The 16,853-nt window shown below is 65.6% G+C and carries 14 protein-coding genes; 1 reads left to right on the top strand and 13 read right to left on the bottom strand.

Annotated features, from left to right (window positions below; translation table 11 throughout):
• Window positions 1-1,000: 1,000 nt before the first annotated feature.
• From QA649_RS30725 to QA649_RS30680, 10 genes are all read right to left on the bottom strand, one after another.
• Window positions 1,001-2,554, bottom strand: a complete 1,554-nt coding sequence (locus QA649_RS30725; protein WP_283020485.1) for a hydantoinase/oxoprolinase family protein — start codon at window positions 2,552-2,554, stop codon at window positions 1,001-1,003.
• 6 nt (window positions 2,555-2,560) lie between these two features.
• Window positions 2,561-3,667, bottom strand: coding sequence for a DUF917 domain-containing protein (locus tag QA649_RS30720; RefSeq protein ID WP_283020484.1), 1,107 nt, complete (start codon window positions 3,665-3,667; stop codon window positions 2,561-2,563).
• Window positions 3,664-4,350, bottom strand: coding sequence for an AroM family protein (locus tag QA649_RS30715; RefSeq protein ID WP_283020483.1), 687 nt, complete (start codon window positions 4,348-4,350; stop codon window positions 3,664-3,666). The genes QA649_RS30720 and QA649_RS30715 overlap by 4 nt, the downstream gene beginning before the upstream one ends.
• A 2-nt stretch (window positions 4,351-4,352) precedes the next feature.
• Window positions 4,353-5,438: an ABC transporter ATP-binding protein gene (locus QA649_RS30710; protein ID WP_283020482.1), complete on the bottom strand. Its 1,086-nt coding sequence runs from the start codon at window positions 5,436-5,438 to the stop codon at window positions 4,353-4,355.
• Entirely contained in the window at window positions 5,435-6,499 is a 1,065-nt protein-coding gene (locus QA649_RS30705; protein ID WP_283020481.1) for an extracellular solute-binding protein, read from the bottom strand. The genes QA649_RS30710 and QA649_RS30705 overlap by 4 nt, the downstream gene beginning before the upstream one ends.
• Before the next feature lie 28 nt (window positions 6,500-6,527).
• Window positions 6,528-7,394 carry an ABC transporter permease gene (locus QA649_RS30700; RefSeq protein WP_283020480.1) on the bottom strand — a complete coding sequence of 289 codons (867 nt, stop codon included), beginning with the start codon at window positions 7,392-7,394 and terminating at the stop codon, window positions 6,528-6,530.
• An 8-nt stretch (window positions 7,395-7,402) separates the two neighbouring features.
• Window positions 7,403-8,278: an ABC transporter permease gene (locus tag QA649_RS30695; protein ID WP_283020479.1), complete on the bottom strand. Its 876-nt coding sequence runs from the start codon at window positions 8,276-8,278 to the stop codon at window positions 7,403-7,405.
• Window positions 8,275-9,057 carry an IclR family transcriptional regulator gene (locus QA649_RS30690; RefSeq protein ID WP_283020478.1) on the bottom strand — a complete coding sequence of 261 codons (783 nt, stop codon included), beginning with the start codon at window positions 9,055-9,057 and terminating at the stop codon, window positions 8,275-8,277. Before QA649_RS30690 ends, QA649_RS30695 begins: the two co-directional genes overlap by 4 nt.
• A 179-nt stretch (window positions 9,058-9,236) precedes the next feature.
• Entirely contained in the window at window positions 9,237-9,863 is a 627-nt protein-coding gene (locus QA649_RS30685) for an alpha/beta hydrolase (RefSeq protein WP_283020477.1), read from the bottom strand.
• Window positions 9,860-10,798 (bottom strand): ring-cleaving dioxygenase, encoded by a 939-nt coding sequence (locus tag QA649_RS30680; RefSeq protein WP_283020476.1) that lies wholly within the window; start codon window positions 10,796-10,798, stop codon window positions 9,860-9,862. Before QA649_RS30680 ends, QA649_RS30685 begins: the two co-directional genes overlap by 4 nt.
• Before the next feature lie 129 nt (window positions 10,799-10,927).
• On the opposite strand from QA649_RS30680, the gene QA649_RS30675 reads away from it, so the two are divergent.
• Window positions 10,928-11,836, top strand: coding sequence for a LysR family transcriptional regulator (locus tag QA649_RS30675; protein ID WP_283020475.1), 909 nt, complete (start codon window positions 10,928-10,930; stop codon window positions 11,834-11,836).
• A 90-nt stretch (window positions 11,837-11,926) separates the two neighbouring features.
• On the opposite strand, the gene QA649_RS30670 is transcribed toward QA649_RS30675, so the two are convergent.
• The 3 genes from QA649_RS30670 to QA649_RS30660 all read right to left on the bottom strand — a co-directional run bounded on the left by QA649_RS30670 (window position 11,927) and on the right by QA649_RS30660 (window position 16,620).
• Window positions 11,927-12,790, bottom strand: a complete 864-nt coding sequence (locus QA649_RS30670) for a L,D-transpeptidase (protein ID WP_283020474.1) — start codon at window positions 12,788-12,790, stop codon at window positions 11,927-11,929.
• A gap of 84 nt (window positions 12,791-12,874) precedes the next feature.
• The gene (locus tag QA649_RS30665) at window positions 12,875-15,580 is read right to left on the bottom strand and encodes a hybrid sensor histidine kinase/response regulator (protein WP_283020473.1); all 2,706 of its coding nucleotides are present in this window, start codon (window positions 15,578-15,580) and stop codon (window positions 12,875-12,877) included.
• Window positions 15,577-16,620, bottom strand: a complete 1,044-nt coding sequence (locus tag QA649_RS30660; RefSeq protein ID WP_283020472.1) for an ABC transporter substrate-binding protein — start codon at window positions 16,618-16,620, stop codon at window positions 15,577-15,579. The genes QA649_RS30665 and QA649_RS30660 overlap by 4 nt, the downstream gene beginning before the upstream one ends.
• Window positions 16,621-16,853 lie beyond the last annotated feature (233 nt).

The following is a 16,853-nucleotide window of genomic DNA, read 5'->3' as shown; positions in this document are numbered from 1 at the left end:
CATCGCAGGCGGAGTGCAAGACAGAATAGTTTGTTAGCTTCTATGTGCCTAACTGGAAGCGTGCCGATTACCGCCGATTGCGGCACATTGGAATGGGAATGCCGGCCCCGGCTGTTACCCCATCCTGCGGCTGGGGCCGTTTTGAACTTCAAACTCCAACTACAACCATGTTGAGAGGCAGCGTTATAGCGCTATTTGGAATGGGCATCTTTTCTCAGCCTGATCGAGCGCTGTTCTGTGGCCGCAATACTGATGCCGCTGTTAGGGTTATGCGGGAGATCAGCCGAGGCTGGGGCCCCTGGGACTCGTGCGCCTCGTTGATCAGGCAGCACCCTGCCAGGGACGGCTACTTCTTCAACAGTATTCCCATGCTCCGCGCCATTCGTCGCACCGACCCGGCGTGACGGCCCAATTCGGCGGCTATCTTCGATGTGCCAACTCCCTGCCGGGCGAGCCGGATCAACCGGCGGACTTCCTGCTCGGCCCATTGCTTTGGCTTCGGTGCTTTCATGGCGGTGCTCGACGGCACCAGTTAACCGGCAGGGTGACAGGCCGACACTTGGGAAATTTACGGGTGGTGTTTGCTCCCAATCGACATCCGGCGCGTTCCGACGGCCGCGAGGCACGCGGTTGCGCCCAGGCTCGATAAAGGGGCGCGTCGCCCGTTACTGTGCCCTCGCCCCTTGCGGGAGAGGGCAGCGACGCCGGTAGACGCGGGCTCACTTGGGTGAGGGGTCCGTCTCCGCGGATGCCCCTCTCTCAATCTCGGGCAGCTTTGCCCGCGGAGAGAACCCCTCATCCGGCGCTACGCGCCACCTTCTCCCACAAGGGGAGAAGGAAGAGGAGCGCGATCGAATTTCGGAATAATAGCATTATGCCCCCGTTTTGCCCGACGAGTCAAACTGCCTCGTGAGCGGCCGGCGTAAGCCGTTGATTTTGCTATCCCCGGCTACTGTGCGTGGGGTTGTTTTCGCGTTTTTGTTGGTTGAGGATGAATAGGCTACGCCGCCGCCGGCAGATCCGGATCGGCGATCGCCCCTGCAACACGCACCCGCACCCGCAGCGCGTTACCGGGCAGATAGGCGATCGGCATGTCCTCGACGTCGACGGTCTTGAGGCTGTCGCGCGCGGCTCCCGCCTGAACGGCACGATCCGCCGCGATGTCGCGTGCGGCGGCGATGGCATCCTCGCGGCTGAGGTCGCGGAACACCTGGTCGGCTTCACCTGAGACCTGCGCGATCGCGGCGCCCACCGCGTTGGCGCAGTCGCCATGCGGCACGCGGACGATCTCGGAGATGCCGGGCAGGCGATCCGGCACCAGGAAGGCGCCGCCGCCGACCGCGAGCAGCGGCACGTCGCCGGCCTCGGTCTTCATGCGGTCGATGTCTTCCTCGAGCTTGCGCCAGGCATCGCGCAGTGCGGCTTCGATCAGCCGCTTCGGCAGGTTCGCGACGCGCGAGCGGTCGCCGATGTCGATCAGGCCGGCCGCGACAGCGATGTCGGTGGCGGTGAGGCGCGAGCCGCCGAACACCAGCGCGTCCGACGTCAGGCGATAGCCGACGCTGAGCGGGCCGACGCGGACCGGGTCCTCGTCGACATGGCTGCCACCGCCGAGCCCGATCGAGAGCAGATCGGGCATACGGAACAGCGTGCGCACGCCGCCGACTTCGACCACGGCATTGGCTTCGCGCGGAAACCCGTGGCGCAGCTGGCCGATGTCGCTCGTGGTGCCGCCGACGTCGACGACCATGGCGTCGTCGAGACCGGAGAGATGCGCGGCGCCGCGCATGGAGTTGGTGGCGCCGGAGGCAAAGCTCATCACCGGGAAGGCGGTGGCGATCTCGGCCTGCATCACCGTGCCGTCGTTCTGGGTCAGGAACAGCGGCGCATCGATGCCACTGTCGGCGATCGCCTTGCGGAAGGCCGCGACCGTGGTGACGGCGAGATCGTGCAGCGAGGCGTTGAGCAGCGCGGCGTTCTCGCGCTCGAGCAGGCCGATGCGGCCGAGATCGTGCGACAGCGTCACCGCGACGTCGGGGCAGATCTCGGCGAGGATCTCACGCGCCGTGATCTCGCAGGAGGGATCGAGCGGGGAGAAGCTCGAGCACACCGCGACCGAGCGCAGGCCCTTGTCCTTGATCTTTCGGGCGGCGTCCTTGAGGCCGGCGACGTCGAGCGGCATGAACGGGCGGCCGTCGTAATCGTGGCCGCCCTCCAGCATGAAGATCTCGCCGTTGACGAGAGAGGCGAGATCGGTGGGCCAGTCGCAGAACGGCGGCAGCGAGGCGCTCGCCGGCATGCCGATGCGGATCGCACCGATCTTCTGCACGTGGCGGCGCTGCACCACCGCGTTGATGAAGTGCGTGGTGCCGATCACGACCGCATCGACCTTCACGGCAGCCGAGGGCTCCGCACGCAACGCCTTCAGCGCGTCCAGAATGCCCGAGGTCACATCCGCGGTGGTCGGACGCTTGACGGAATGGACGACCTTCTCGTCGACGATCAGCACGGCGTCCGTGTTGGTGCCGCCGACATCGATGCCAATACGCTTCATGGGATCTTAAGCTCCAGCCGCAGCGGGCGAGAAGAGGGAACGGAAGTCGAGGTCGTAGCCGAAGGCGCGCGGGCCGACGAATTCGAGCCCACGCGGGCTCGTCAGCACCGGCGGCGCCGGCAGCGCCACGACGGTGACGCGCTGGCCGTAACGGATGGTCTCGGTGCCGATGCCGTGGCCGTTGACGCTGTCGAGCACGCAGATCAGATCGGGCGAGGTCGCGATCGCCTCCTCGTCGCGCCAGGCGACGATCCATTCGTTTTGGAACGAGAGCTTCAGCTTGGTGCCGCGATCGGCGTCGCTGCCGTCGACCATCGCCGTGCCGCGCAAGAACCCCTCCGTGGTGCGCCGGGCGACGTCCACGATCTTGCCGGTGAACAGTTTTTGGCCGCCTTCGGTCGCAAGCAGCGCGGCGATCGGATCCTCGTGGCGGCGGTTCGCCTCCTGCACGGCGCGGCCGATGCGGATCGCCTTGGTGGTGGTGAAGTGGATGCCCCAGTCCTTGACCTCGCGCCCGGTGCGCGGCGCCTTGCTGGTGGAGGCGATCGAGCCCATCTCGACGCAGATCTTGCGGCTCGCCCGCTCCATCCATTTCCAGCTCGGCACCTTGGTGACCACGGCTTCGATGCCGCGGGGATCGTAGAGCGTGCAGGGATAGGGACGTAAGTCCCCGATCGCGACCGACGTCATCTGCGCTTCGGGGAAGGCGCGGCCCATGCAGTCGGCATCGACCACGGGAATGCCGAGATGCGCGGCCGCCATCAGCGCCTGCACGCCATTGCCGCCGCCGATCTCGACCGACATCACAGCGCGGAACTTGATGTTGTTGATCTCTTCCTGCATGCGCACGGCGCGCGCGATGTTGCGGCTGTCGGCAAGGCGCTCCTGCCCGACCAGCGGCGCGCCCATGTTGGAGACAACAGCGACCCAGTCCGCGTCGTCGAGGTCGAGCGGCGACATCAGTTGCACGCAGTGCCCTTCGGCATAGAGCCGGCGCAGATTGAGCAGGCCGAGATAGGGGCTGCCGCCGCCACCGGTGCCGAGGATCCAGGCGCCGACCGCGAGTGCCTCGATCTCTTCGAGGCTGATCGTCTTCAATTCCACCTTGCTCACGACACCAGCTCCTCGACGATGCGGGCCGCCGCGGCAATGCCGAGGATCACGGGGCCGGGATAGGCCTTGCGCACGCGCGCCTTGTTGGCGCTGGTGTAGCTGATGCAGTCCATCACCACGAGATCGGGCTCGAGGTCGGCCATGGTGCATGCAGCCTCGTCGACGGCAGCCTCGCTCGAGCCGGGGCGCAGCGTGATGCCGACAACCTCGACGCCCTCGCGCTGCCACTTCTTGTCGATCAGCGCGGTCTGCTCGGGCAGCGGCGAGAATACGCCGAGCCGTCCCTTCGGCAGCACGGCCTCGACGAGATTATGCAGGACGGCCGAGGGCAGGATGACGAGGCCGTCGGCCGCGAGGTTGGGGAATTTGCCGGTGCAGGCCATCAGCGTCACGCCGACGCCCTCGTGCTTGAAGCGCGTGATCTGCTGGCTCGCGCGTCGCTCGACTTCCTTCTTGCTGATGGTGACGCCGTCGCCGTTCGGCAGCAGCGTGAACAGCGTGTCGTAGCCGTCCATCGGCGGAATGGCATCGATCTCGGCGCGGCTCATGCCGTCGAGCGCGCCGCGCAGCTCGATCTGGATGCCCGGCGACAACACGGCAGCGATCTCGGCAGCGACGGTCGGGCGCGGGCTCTGGCCGATCACGACCACTCCGATGCGCTGGTGCTTCAATGGCATGTTCATGTCTAGTCCTTCAACACGACGAGATCGGCCGGCGTCCACTGGAGCGTGACACCGTTGCCGGGAACGAACAGGCGGCTCGTGCCTGCATTGGGTTGTTGCACGAGAACGCGATGGCCACCCTCGAGCGTGATGCGATAGAGCACGGCGCCGCCGAGAAAGTTGGTGTTCTCGACGATGCCATGCGCGGAGATGCCGGCTGGGGTGGCGCCGTCGCCGCGCGGGATGAGGCGAATCTTTTCCGGGCGCAGCGCGACCGAGAGCACGCCAGTGCCCCGCGCCTCGGTCGGCGGCAGCGCCAGGATCAGGCCCTTGCCGACATCGAGCGCCGAGGCAACCGTGCTGGTCGCGGTGCGCTCGCCGCGGAAGATGTTGGTGTCGCCGATGAAGTCGGCGACGAAGCGCGTCGTCGGCTGGTTGTAGATTTCCGTGGGCGTGCCGACCTGCTCGACGCGGCCGCCGTTCATCACGGCGATGCGGTCGGACATCGCCAGTGCTTCTTCCTGGTCGTGAGTGACGAAGACCAGGGTGAGGCCGAGCTTCTTCTGCAGTTGCTTGAGCTCGAACTGCATCTGCTGGCGCAGCTTCTTGTCGAGCGCCCCTAACGGCTCGTCGCAGAGCAGGACGCGCGGCGCGATGACGATGGCGCGGGCAAGCGCGACGCGCTGCTGCTGGCCGCCGGAGAGCTGGGCCGGGCGTCGGCCTTCCAGCCCGGACAGCTCGACCATGGCGAGCGCCGCCTTCACCTTGGCCGCAATGGTCGCCTTGTCGAGCCCGCGCATGCGCAGGCCGAAGGCGACGTTCTCGGCGACGGTCCGATGCGGGAACAGCGCGTAGTTCTGGAACACCATGCCCATGTCGCGCTTGTGCGCCGGCACATGGGTGATGTCGGCGCCGTCGACGCGGATCGCGCCCGAGCTCGGCGTCTCGAAGCCGGCGATCATGCGCAGCGTCGTGGTCTTGCCGCAGCCGGAGGGGCCGAGCAGGGAGAAGAACTCGCCTTGCCTGATGTCCATCGCGACCGCGTCCACCGCGCGGACGCCGCCGTCATAGACCTTGCTGACCCCTGCGATCTCGATCGACGCGCTCATGCGCGGAAGATCCGGTTGACGCGCTGGTCGATCTCGTCCTTGCGTTCGTTGTACCACTTCCAGTCGACCTGGATCAGCTTGGAGACCTTCTCGGGCGTGGTGAGCAGCTTGGCGTCGTATTTGGCGTCGAGCTTCACGCGTCTGTTGGCCGGCGAGTACCAGACCGTTTCAGCCAAGCGCTTCTGCACCTCGGGACGCAGCATGTAGTTCACGTAGGCGTTGGCGAGTTCCTTCATCTTGCTGCCGGGCGTGATGGTCAAAACCTGCTCCAGCGACAGCACGCCTTCGCTCGGCGAGACGAAATCGGTCGGCTGGTTCTGCCCGTCATAGCGGTAGATGCCGGAATCGTGGATGACGCAGAGGCCGACTTCGCCTGAGAGCAGCATCTTTTCCATCGCGCCGGTGAAGTCGACGATCTTGATCGGCTTCAGCTTCTCCAGTGCGGCATAGGCCGCGTCGAGATCGGTCTGCCCCTTGCCGAACAGCGTGCCGCACATCATCAGGAAGGCTTGGCCGAGGCTGTTGACGGGAATGACATAGCCGCCGCGGACGCCGTTGTACTTTGCGTCCCAGAGCTCCTTCCAGGAGGTGATGTTGCCGTAGCCCTTGTCGGTGCGAACGCCAAGGCCGATGGCGCTGGTGAAGATCGAGACGCCGACGATCTTGTCGCTGACGGCGTAGGGATAGACGTCGGCGAGGTTCGGCACCAGCTTGGGATCGATCTTCGGCTCGACCAGCCCTATCTCGGCGGCGGCCCACTGCTCGTTGGAATTGGTGTGCAGCACGTCGTAGATCGGCGCCGAGCGCGAGCTTGCCTGGAGTTTTGGCAGATAGGGGAAAGCGGAGTCAGTCTGGAGCTTGCACTTGAACTCGCTCTCGAAGGCGGGCCCGATCTCGGCCTTCATGATCTCGCCCCACTTGCCGCCCCATCCGGTGATGCGCAGCGTCGGATCGTCGGCGCGCGCGACGTAAGGCGCGGCGATGGTGCCGATGCCGAGCGAGGCGCTCGCGGTCAGAAAGCGGCGGCGGCTGAGCCGTGACGATCCCAGAGCTTTCATCATGTGTCGGTTCCTTCGTTGCAATGAGCGGTTACAATTTGACGTAGGAGCGCAGGCCGACCGTGCGGTCGAGCCCGATGACGACGATAAAAGCGAGCACGATCGAGACCACCGAGGCGGCGCCGATGGTGCCGTCCAGATCGAACTTCAGATAATTGAACAGCGTGACCGGCAGCGTCTCGTTGCCCGGCGAGACCAGGAACAGCGACACCGGGAACTGGTCGAACGAGACGATGAAGGCGAAGATCGCGCCCGCAAGCACGCCCGGCTTGATCAGCGGCAGCGTCACCTCGAAGAAGGTGCGCAACGGACTTGCGCCGAGATTGCGCGCGGCTTCCTCCAGACGCGTGTCGAAATTATGCAGCACGGCGAGCGTGGTGCGCACCACATAAGGCAGCGTCACCAGCGTATGGCCGGCGACGAGGCCCCAGGTGGGCCGACCCACATCGAGCAGCACATAGGTCTGGAACAGTGCCAGGCCGGTGAGGATCGCCGGCAGCATCAGGGGCGAGAGCATGGTGGCAACGATCAGCCGCGTGCCCGGCAGGTTGCCGCGCGCGAGCGCCAGCGCTGCCGAGGCGCCGAGGATCGTCGCGGACAGGGTGGTGAGCACGGCGACTTCGAGGCTGAAGCCGAGCGCATGCATGAAGTCGCGCGAAGCGAAGAATTTTTCGAACCAGCGCAGCGACACGCCGACCGGCGGAAACTGGATGAACGGCGTCGGGTTCAGCGCGAACACCACGACGATTGCGATCGGCGCCAGCAGGAAGACCAGGATGGCGATGTTGATCGCGAGATAGAGGTATCGGCCGTAGTGCCTGATAGGCCCGGGCGTATGCACGGACGCCGCCTGCTGTGCCGCCGGAAGCGATGCGCTGTGCGAGGCCGAGGTTTGCATCGTTCGCCTCACTGCAATTCGCGCTGGCCTGAGACGAGGCCGAGTGCGCGGTTATAGGCGATGACGAGCATGAGCGAGATCGCGAGCAGCACGATGCCGAGCGCGGCAGCGAAGCCGACGTTGAAGTTCGCTGAGATCTGCTGGTAGATCAGGATCGGCAGCGTCATGATCTGGAAGCCGCCGAGCAGGATCGGCGTAACATAAGCGCTGATCGCGAGCGCGAACACCAGCAGCGAGCCGGCGAGGATGCCGGGCAGGCTGAGCGGCAGCGTCACCTCGAGGAAGGCGCGCAAGGGGCTGGCGCCGAGATTTTCGGCGGCCTGCTCCAGCCGCTCGTCGATCCGGCCGATGACGCCGGTCAGCGTCAGCACCATGAAGGGCACGTAGATGTGGACGAGGCCGACCACGATGCCGGTCTCGGTGTACATCAGCTTCAGCGGCTGAGCGATGAGGCCGAGCGACATCAGGGTCTGGTTGACCACGCCCTTGTCGGAGAGCAGCGTCATCCAGGCGAAGGTGCGCACCACGATGCCGGTCAGCATCGGCGCCAACACCGCCATCAGCAGCAGCGCGTGACCGGCACGGCTCTTGATGCGCGCCATCCAGTGCGCCAGCGGATAGCCGATCAGGAGCGCGACCAGCGTGGTGACGAGCCCGATCCGGATCGTGGTCCAGATCACCTCGAGATAATAGGGATCGCCGATCATGCGGGCGTAGTGGCGCGTGGTGAAGGCGACCTTCGGCATCACCACGGGATTGCCGGTGAGCACGCTCATCAGCGCCATCAGCCCGATCGGCAGGAAGAAGAACAAGGCAAACAGCAGCGCGCTCGGCAGGATGAACAGCGCAAGGCCGTTGAGACGGGTGGTTGCGGTGCTGCTCATCGCGTCCCCGTCTGGATGCGCGCGGTGTCCTGATCGAGCGGATCGCCGGTCAGTCGTCGCAGCTTCGCGGCCATCGCCGCCAACTCGCGGCGGACATTGGCGCGCTCGGCGGCGGTGGTCGCCTGCACGGAATAGGACACCGCGATGCCAATCATCTCGCCGGTCTCGCCGCTCTTGAGGGCAAAGCCCTGTGAGCCGACGCCCTCGATGGATTCATCGGCCGCCTCCGACACGCCGGTGCGGCGAATCTCGTCGAGGCGCGTGATCAACTGCTTGAAAGTCTGCGGCGAGTTGCGCGGCAGCTTTGGATAGGTCGCCGGCACGCGCGCACGGATGTCCTCGTCGGAGAGGCGCGCCAGCATGGCGCGGCCGTTCGAGGTCGCGAGCGCCGGCGTGCGCTGGCCCGGCGGATTGACGACGCGCAGGGGATTCGAGCCGGGCACGATGCGGAGCACGACCTGCTCAAAGCCGTCGAGCACGGCGATGTAACCCGTGTGCCCGGTGCGCGCGCAAACCTCGCGGAGTTCGCGCTCGGCCATGCTGATGAGATCGTCATGGGCACGGTGCAGCCGGCCGAGTTCGAAGGTGAGCAGGCCCGGCCGGTAGCGGCGCGTGTGCGGGTCCTGCTCGAGCAGGCCGCAATCGCGCAACGAGCGCAGCAGCCGCGAGGTCGAGCTCTTCGGCTTGCCCGTCAACGCCATCACGTCCGCAAACGACAGATCCGGCCGCGCGCTGGAAAAGCAGCGGAGGATCTCGATCGCGTTGGTGAGAGCGCTCATGAAAGCTGGTCCAAGGTAGTTCCAAATTTCGGAACCTTGTCCCAAATTCTAAGCCTGGCGCAGAAACGGGCAAGCGGAAATTTCCGGCAGGCTGGCGCCCGATTGCGCAGATGCGGCGGAAGGTCGCTTGCAGAGGTTCGAAGCGACGCATCGCAGTTGTGCGATGCGTCGCTTCTTCGTCAGGCCGCTTCGGCGGCGACGTTGCCAATCCAGTCGCGGGCGAGCGTCACGTCGGCCTGCGACAATTGATGGCCCGCCGGCAGGACCTTGTGCGTCACGCTGCCGCCGGCTTGCGACAGCAGCGCGGCGAGCTGCGCCGAGTTGCTCGCCGGCACGATCGGATCAGCCTGCCCGGACAGGAGGAGGACAGGTTTGCCACCGAGCTGCGCTTTGGGCGGATCCGACAGCGGCACCATGGCGCGCAGCAGGATCGCGCCTGCAAGCGCGTCCGGCTTCAGCAGCAACAGCGCGGCTGCAATGTTGGCGCCGTTGGAGAAGCCGACCGCGACAGGCGCGGCGATGCCGTAGCGTTGCCGCGCTTCCGTAACGAAGTCGCCGAGCTCGCGTGCACGCCGTCGCACGTCCTCCTCGTCGAATACACCCTCCGCGAGGCGGCGGAAGAAGCGCGGCATGCCGTGCTCGAGCACGCGGCCGCGTGGCGAGAGCAGGGCCGCGCCCGGCGAGATCATCTTGCCAAGGCCGAGGAGATCGTTCTCGTCACCGCCGGTGCCGTGCAGCAGCAGCAGAGGAGGGGAGCCCGCGTCGCGCGCGGGCTCGAAGCGATGGATGAATGAAGTCTCGGTCATGACACGCTCTCTTCCAGGCTCGGCAGCACGTCCTCGATCTGCTTGCGATGCTGCTCGAGGAAGCTGGGCAGCTTCAGGTCACGTCCCAGCGTCGCGACGGGCTCGTCGACGGCGAAGCCGGGGATATCGGTTGCGATCTCGAACAGCACGCCGCCGGGCTCGCGGAAGTAGATCGAGCGGAAGTAGTTGCGGTCCCTCTGCTCGGTCGGGTGCAGGCCGTGATTGCTCACGAGCTTCTGCGCCATCTGGCCCTGCTCGGCATCGTCAGCCGCGCGGAAGGCGATGTGATGCACCGAGCCGCCGCCCTGGTGCCCGCGCAAAAAGCCCTTGGCCTCGTAGATGTCGACGACGCTGCCTTCGACATCGCCCGGGGCCTTGAAGCGGATCACAGAACCTTCGCGGCCGGTCTCCTTGAAGCCGAACACGTCGGTGAGGACGGCGGCCGTCTTCGCCGCGCTGTCGAGCAGCAAAGTCACGCCATGGAAGCCGCGGATCGCATGCTCGGCCGGCACATCGCCATTGCTCCAGCCGGGCTCGTTCTCGGCGCCGGGAACGCCGACCAGGGCGAGCGCCATGCCATCGGGATCGGTGAAGGGCAGCACGGACTCGCCAAAGCGCTTCTCCGGCGCCTCATAGGCAATGCCCTTCTCGGTGAATCGCTGGGTCCAGTAGCCGAGCGAGCGCTGCGGCACGCGGAAGGCGGTCTGATGGGTCTCGCCGACGCCGCGGCGGCCTGCCGGCACGCCGGCCCAGGGGAAGAAGGTCAGGATGGTGCCGGGGCGGCCGGTCTCGTCGCCATAATAGAAGTGGTAGGTGCCGGGATCGTCGAAATTGACCGTCTTCTTGACGAAGCGCAGGCCGAGATCCCGGGTGTAGAAGCCAAAATTGCGGATGGGGTCGCCGGCGATCGCGGTCACATGATGCAGTCCAGACATTGTCGTCCTCCAAAGCTCGGGGAGCGGTCTTGCTCTGGGCGGAGATATTGTTCCGCTTTGGATTGGAGACAATCCATGCAAATATGACGGCTATGTCTACGATTTGGAAACAATCGCAGGGCCCAGACCTTGGATAAGGTTGCCAGCCTCCGGGCCTTCGTCAAAGTGGTCGAAAGCGGGAGTTTTGCCGAGGCGGGCCGGCAGCTGCGGCTGTCACGCTCGGCGATCAGCAAATACATCGCCGACCTCGAGGAGAGCCTCGGCGTCCAGCTCTTGAACCGCACCACGCGGCACGCCAGCCCGACCGAGAACGGCCAGCGCTATTTCGAGCGTGCGGTCGTGATCCTCTCGGAGATCGAGGCCGCCGATCAGGCGGTGACGCAGGCCCAGTCAACGCCGCGGGGGCTGCTCCGCGTCAACGCGCCGATGTCGTTCGGCACCATGCGGCTCGGTCCGGTGCTGGCCGATTTCATGACGCGCTATGGCGAGCTTCAGCTCCAGATCGTGCTCAGCGACGATCTGCTCGATCCCGTCCAGGACGGCTTTGACGTGACCTTGAGGATTGCGGAGCTGGAATCCTCCAGCCTGATCGCGCGCAAGATCGTGCCTGTCCCGCGCATGATCTGCGCCTCGCCGGATTATCTCGCGCGTCACGGCACGCCAAAGCATCCGCAGGATCTGCGCGAGCACGCCTCGCTGACCTACGGCTTCCTGCTCACCGGCAATCAGTGGAAGCTCACCGGCAGCGACGGCGATCACTGGATCCAGCCGGCCTGGTCGCTCTGCGTCAACAATGCCGAAGTGCTGCGAGACGTCGCGATCAAAGGCCGGGGGCTCGCGCTGCTGCCCGAGTTCATCGCGGCGGACGCTTTAAGGAAAGGAGAGCTGCGGACGGTGCTGGACAATTATTCGGCGCCGCCGCTCGCGCTTTATGCGGTCTATCCGCCGACACGGCATTTGTCCGTGAAGGTGCGGTTGTTCATCGATTTCCTGGTGGAGCGTTTTGGTCGGGAGGACGGAGGCGTGGGGACGCGCTGAGGCTGATGGCGCGGGCTCATCAAGCGGCCAAAAGCGACGACCTGTATTGCCTCCTTGTCCTCAGTCGCAGACCGAGGACGGAGCACCGAGTTACTGGACCTCGGCGATTTTCGGTCCAGATGACGGCATCTGCGCGTTATTTGCCGAGGGCCGGTTCGACGGCGATGCCGGCTCCGGCGAACGGAGAGCGGCGTCGGGCGGCGCTCCCTGGGATGGTCGACGGGCAGCGGTTGCCGGAAGCACGATCACTTTCGCTCCGACTTTCACCCGGTCATAAAGGTCCACGACATCCTCATTGGTCAGCCGGATACAGCCGGACGAAACCCGCTTCCCGATCGTATCGGGCTTGTTGGTGCCGTGAATTCTATATTCGGTCTCGCCTAGATACATCGCCCGTGCGCCGAGCGGGTTGCCGGGACCGCCTGCCATAAACCGTGGCAGATAGGGCTGACGCGAGACCATCTCCGCAGGCGGATGCCAATCCGGCCATTCGGCCTTACGGGCCACAGTCTGCTCGCCGGACCATGTGAAACCTTCGCGGCCAACACCGATGCCGTAGCGCAGTGCTTGCGTGTCGTTCAGGACGAAATAAAGGAACGTGTTCTTGGTATCGATGATCACGGTGCCCGGCGTCTGGCGGCTGGCGTAATCAACCACCTGCCGAACCAATGCTCCGGGAACGTCAGCGTCGGCTCTTGGTGGTTCGACCAGAGGCGCCGGGGTTGGAATCGGAGCCGGAGCCGGCGCGGATGCATGCGTTACAGGTGCCACGTAAACCGGAGTTGACGATGCCTGGGCTTGGGGTGCGGATGGCTTCCGTGCCGGTTGGACGCTCGCCGGGCGCAACAGCAAACCGTACCCCAACCCGGCAACGGCCAGGACGCCAATTGCAACTCTCGCGGCCATCGGCAGTGCGAGCGTCTCCGCCTTTCCACGTTTGGCCCGCTTACTCATATCTTTCCCCAGGTCACCATGCCTGGAAGAGGTACCCAGCAAAATTTAAGAAACTTCGAAGCGATGTCGCGCAGACTGGAACCGTCAGCGATGGTTAACGCCGAACTCCGCGCGCTGCCCGGCCGGCGCGAGCAGATCGTCCAGCGCGCTGATCGAGGCCTGCTGGAGCGCGGCGAGATCGCGCGCGGCGCTCTGGCACTCCGGCGGGGACATCGAGGGCGCCGTCAGCTCGACCTCGCGGCAGCGCTCAAACAGGCGGACGAGGCCGAGCGCGCCGGCGGCGCTGCCGAGCTGGTGCGTGGAGCGCGCGAGTTGCTTCCGATCGCCGGCAGCGGCGGCTTTGGTGATGTCCTCAATCAGCCTGTCGCTGGTCTCCTGCAGCAGATGATGGAGCTTTGCGATTTGCGCCGGGCCCAGCAGCTCTTTCTGGTCGTCGAGGAAATGCCGGTCGATCAATGCGCCCGCGGCGAGTTGCGCGACGGCCGGCTCGTCCTTTGTGTCTTCGATCGCCTCACGCAGCGCATTGATCAGGATCGGCTTGCTGACGACCTTGACGATGCCGGCGCCGGCGAGTCGTTCGCGGGCGAGGGTGGAGACGTCGGCGGTCACGGCGATGATGCGCGGTCTCTTCGGCAAGCCGAGCTTGCCGATCCGCGACGCCGCCTCGACGCCGTCCATGTCGGGCATGTGCAGATCCATCAGGATGACGTCGAACGCCTGATTGCGGGCGAGCTCTATGGCAGATGCGCCGTTCCTGGCGATCGTGGGGTGGTGGCCGAGCCGGTTCAGGATCGCTTCGCCGACCTCGCAATTGACGGGATCGTCGTCGACCAGCAGCACGCTGAGTTGCCGCGATGGCGGTGGAAGCGTGCCTTGTGCGATGCCGCTCGCGGCGCGGCCGAGCGGCACGTCAAGCGTGAAGGTGCTGCCGGTGCCCGGCGTGCTCTCCACCGTCAGCTCGCCGCGCATCAGGCGCGCGAGGCGACGCGCGATCGCAAGTCCGAGGCCGGTGCCGCCGAACCGCCGCGCAATGCTGTCGTCGGCCTGGACGAAGTCCTCAAAAATCCGCTCATGCATGTCGGGCGCGATGCCGATGCCGGTATCGCGAACGGTGATGTGCAGCAGGATATGTTTGTCGAGCTGTTCGGCGGCCGCCGTCAAAGCGATCCCACCGCGCGGGGTGAACTTGATCGCGTTGCCGATCAGGTTGAGCAGGATGCGGTTGAGCCTGACAGGATCGCCGTGCACGGAGATGTTGACCGTCGCATCGCTGGCGAGATCGAAGGTCAGTCCCTTGTCGAAGGCCTGCGGGCGCATCAGGTCGGCGGCGGCCTCGATCAGCTGGTCGAGGCGGAAGTCGCGCGTCTCCAGCGCCTCGGTGCTGGCCTCGAGGCGCGCATACTCCAGGATCGCATCGACCAGTGCGATCAGTGTTTCGCCCGATGCGGCGGCGGTGGCGAGGTGGCGCCGCTGCACTTCGCTAAGGTTGCCGTCGTCGAGCAGTTGCAGCACGCCCATGACGCCGTTCAGCGGCGTGCGCAGCTCGTGGCTGACGACGGCAAGGAAGCGCGACTTGGTCTCGTTGGCCTGCACCGCAATGCTGCGCGCGCGCTCGGCTGCGTCGTGCTCGGCCAGGGCCTGATCGCGCGCCTTCTCGAGCTCGGAGGTCCGCTCGATCACCTTGCCCTCGAGCGTTGCGTAGGAGTCGCGCAAGTGAGCGGCCATCCGGTTGAACTGGTCACCGAGCGCCTCCAGCTCGTCGCCGGTCCTGATCGCGAACCGCAGGCCGAGATCGCCGCTTCCGATCCGCCGCGCGCCCTGCGTCAGGATCTGGATCGGCACAGTCATGCGCCGGCTGAGCCAAAGGGACACCAGCACCGCAATGGCAAGCAGGGCGATCAGAAGAAACGTGGAACGTCCGATCGACGCATAGATCGGGGCATAGGCCTCGCTGAGCGGAAGCTCGACAAACACCAGCCAGCCGAGCGAGGGCACCGTTGCGTAAGTCGAGAGCACGCGTTGGCCCGACAGATTCTCCTTGACCAGGCCGCTGGAGGGCGAGCCCACACCGTCGAGCGCGGCGCGCACGTCCGCGTGTCCCGAGAGATCGCTGCGGCGTAGTGCCGGCCATAAATCCGGGTGCGCGATCAAGACCCCCGTGCGGTCGACCACATAGGCCTTGCCGGTGTTGCCGACCCTGATCCCGGCGACGAGGTCCCAGATGAAGCGCAGATTGACTTCGGCGACGACCACATTGGGCTGGCGGCCGGTCCCGCGAGTGGCGAGCGTCATGAACGGCTCGGTGTCGCCGAAGAAGTACACGGGTCCGTAATAGGCGCGGCTTTGATTGGCGCCGCGGAAGGCGGGCGAGGTGGAGAGGTCGGCCTTGCTGCCGACCCTGTCCGCGACGCGGCGCGACACGCGCACCTGCTCGCGGCCCTGCGCATCGAGCTCGGCAATTTCCGCGATCGCGGGCGAGAGGCGCAGCAGGCGGATGGCGTTCAGGCGATCGTCTTCGTTGGTCGACAGCTCCGGAGGCAGGCGCGAGAGCCATCTGATCTGGTTTTCGATCTGGCCGACGAACTGGCCGATCTGGATGGCCGCGGATGCCGCCTGTTCGCGCTGGATCGCCGCGAGGAGCTGCTTCTGCTCGCGATAGGAGAACCAGACGTCGAAACCGGTGCTGATGGCGAGCGCGGCAAAGGCGAGGGCGACGATCGAGTAGAGATATTTCCGGAACAGCCGGCCGGGAGGCGTTCGCAAATGTCCCTGGTCGACTTGCTCGTTCACTCGCGGATCTCATCGGCGCGCGCGAGCAGCGTGAACGGGATCGTCAGTCCGAGCGATCGCGCGACGGTGCGGTTGATCAAAAGCTCGTATTTGCGTGGCGATTGCACCGGAAGATCGCCGGCCTTGGTGCCGCGCAGGATCAGGTCGACATAGTCGGCCGAGCGCACCTCCAGCGTCGGCCCGTAGCTCATGAGCCCGCCCGCATCCATGAAGTAGTGAAACGGATAGATCATTGGAACGCGATATTTCGCCGTTGCCGCGACGATCGCCTGGCGGTTCACCACCAGGAAGCTGTCGACGAGCGAGATCATCGCAGCCTTGGGCGGCTCGGAAAAGCGGCTGATCGCCCCGTCGATATCCGCTGCCTTGCCGATGGGTGCGAGGACGACGTCAACACCTGATGTCACGGCCTCCTGCTCGAGGGAGTCGAGAAAGAAGCGTCCGGCGCGAGGCGTGCTCGCTGGATTGAACAGGACGCCGACACGCGCGATGTCCGGCACGGCCTCCTTGATGAGTTGAAGCCATTTGCCGCCCATCTCGGCGGTGCTGCTGGTGAAGCCCGTGACGTTGCCGCCGGGGTGCGCGAGGCTCTCGACGAAGCCGTTGCCGACGGGGTCGTTGGAGGTCGCGAAAACGATCGGGATCGTCTTGGTGGCCGCCAGCACGGCCGCGGTTTCAACCGTCGAGCCGGTCAGGATGACATCCGGCTTGAGATCGATGAGCTCCTGCACGGCGGTCTTCATCTTGTCCGGTCCGCCGAAGCTCGACCGGATCTCGAAGCGGAAATTGACCCCTTCGACCCAGCCTCGTTGCCTCAGGCCCGCGATGAGCCCGCCAAGCCGCGTGGTCGCAGCTTCGGTCATGCTCCTTCTGGTCAGTTCGTCGTCGAGCGACAATGCCGTCAGCGTGGCGACGATCCGCATGCGATCCGGCGTTGCGCCGAGCGCAAAGAAACCCGCAGCAGTTGCACCCGCCAGGCGAATGAAATCGCGGCGAGCGACCGCCGGCACAGCGCGGGCAGGAGCGGACCGCTCAATCATGCAATGTTTCGCAAAAGTTGTCCCTGACGCTGTGCATATCGCGAAAGGCTAGCGACCACAATTGATGAAAAATGCGCTTGTGAATGTTCATTCGCAGCCATGCGCAGCCCGATACCGTATTCCTACGCGCCGAAGAGTCGCTGTTTCGATCGGCGGCCCGACCACCGTGCGAGGTCATCCCCCTATTTGGCGTCCGGCGAGTGCTTCTCTCCGCCGTCATTGCGAGGAGCCCT

The sequence above is a fragment of the Bradyrhizobium sp. CB1717 genome, assembly GCF_029714325.1.
Taxonomy (GTDB): domain Bacteria; phylum Pseudomonadota; class Alphaproteobacteria; order Rhizobiales; family Xanthobacteraceae; genus Bradyrhizobium.
Note: the sequence above shows the minus strand (reverse complement) of the source record. Positions and strands in the feature narration are given on the sequence as shown.

Coding starts and splice junctions, on each gene's coding strand:
- QA649_RS30725 (WP_283020485.1), bottom strand. CDS start 2,554: ATGAAGCGTATTGGCATCGATGTCGGCGGCACCAACACGGACGCCGTG.
- QA649_RS30715 (WP_283020483.1), bottom strand. CDS start 4,350: ATGAACATGCCATTGAAGCACCAGCGCATCGGAGTGGTCGTGATCGGC.
- QA649_RS30710 (WP_283020482.1), bottom strand. CDS start 5,438: ATGAGCGCGTCGATCGAGATCGCAGGGGTCAGCAAGGTCTATGACGGC.
- QA649_RS30705 (WP_283020481.1), bottom strand. CDS start 6,499: ATGATGAAAGCTCTGGGATCGTCACGGCTCAGCCGCCGCCGCTTTCTG.
- QA649_RS30700 (WP_283020480.1), bottom strand. CDS start 7,394: ATGCAAACCTCGGCCTCGCACAGCGCATCGCTTCCGGCGGCACAGCAG.
- QA649_RS30695 (WP_283020479.1), bottom strand. CDS start 8,278: ATGAGCAGCACCGCAACCACCCGTCTCAACGGCCTTGCGCTGTTCATC.
- QA649_RS30690 (WP_283020478.1), bottom strand. CDS start 9,057: ATGAGCGCTCTCACCAACGCGATCGAGATCCTCCGCTGCTTTTCCAGC.
- QA649_RS30685 (WP_283020477.1), bottom strand. CDS start 9,863: ATGACCGAGACTTCATTCATCCATCGCTTCGAGCCCGCGCGCGACGCG.
- QA649_RS30680 (WP_283020476.1), bottom strand. CDS start 10,798: ATGTCTGGACTGCATCATGTGACCGCGATCGCCGGCGACCCCATCCGC.
- QA649_RS30670 (WP_283020474.1), bottom strand. CDS start 12,790: ATGAGTAAGCGGGCCAAACGTGGAAAGGCGGAGACGCTCGCACTGCCG.
- QA649_RS30660 (WP_283020472.1), bottom strand. CDS start 16,620: ATGATTGAGCGGTCCGCTCCTGCCCGCGCTGTGCCGGCGGTCGCTCGC.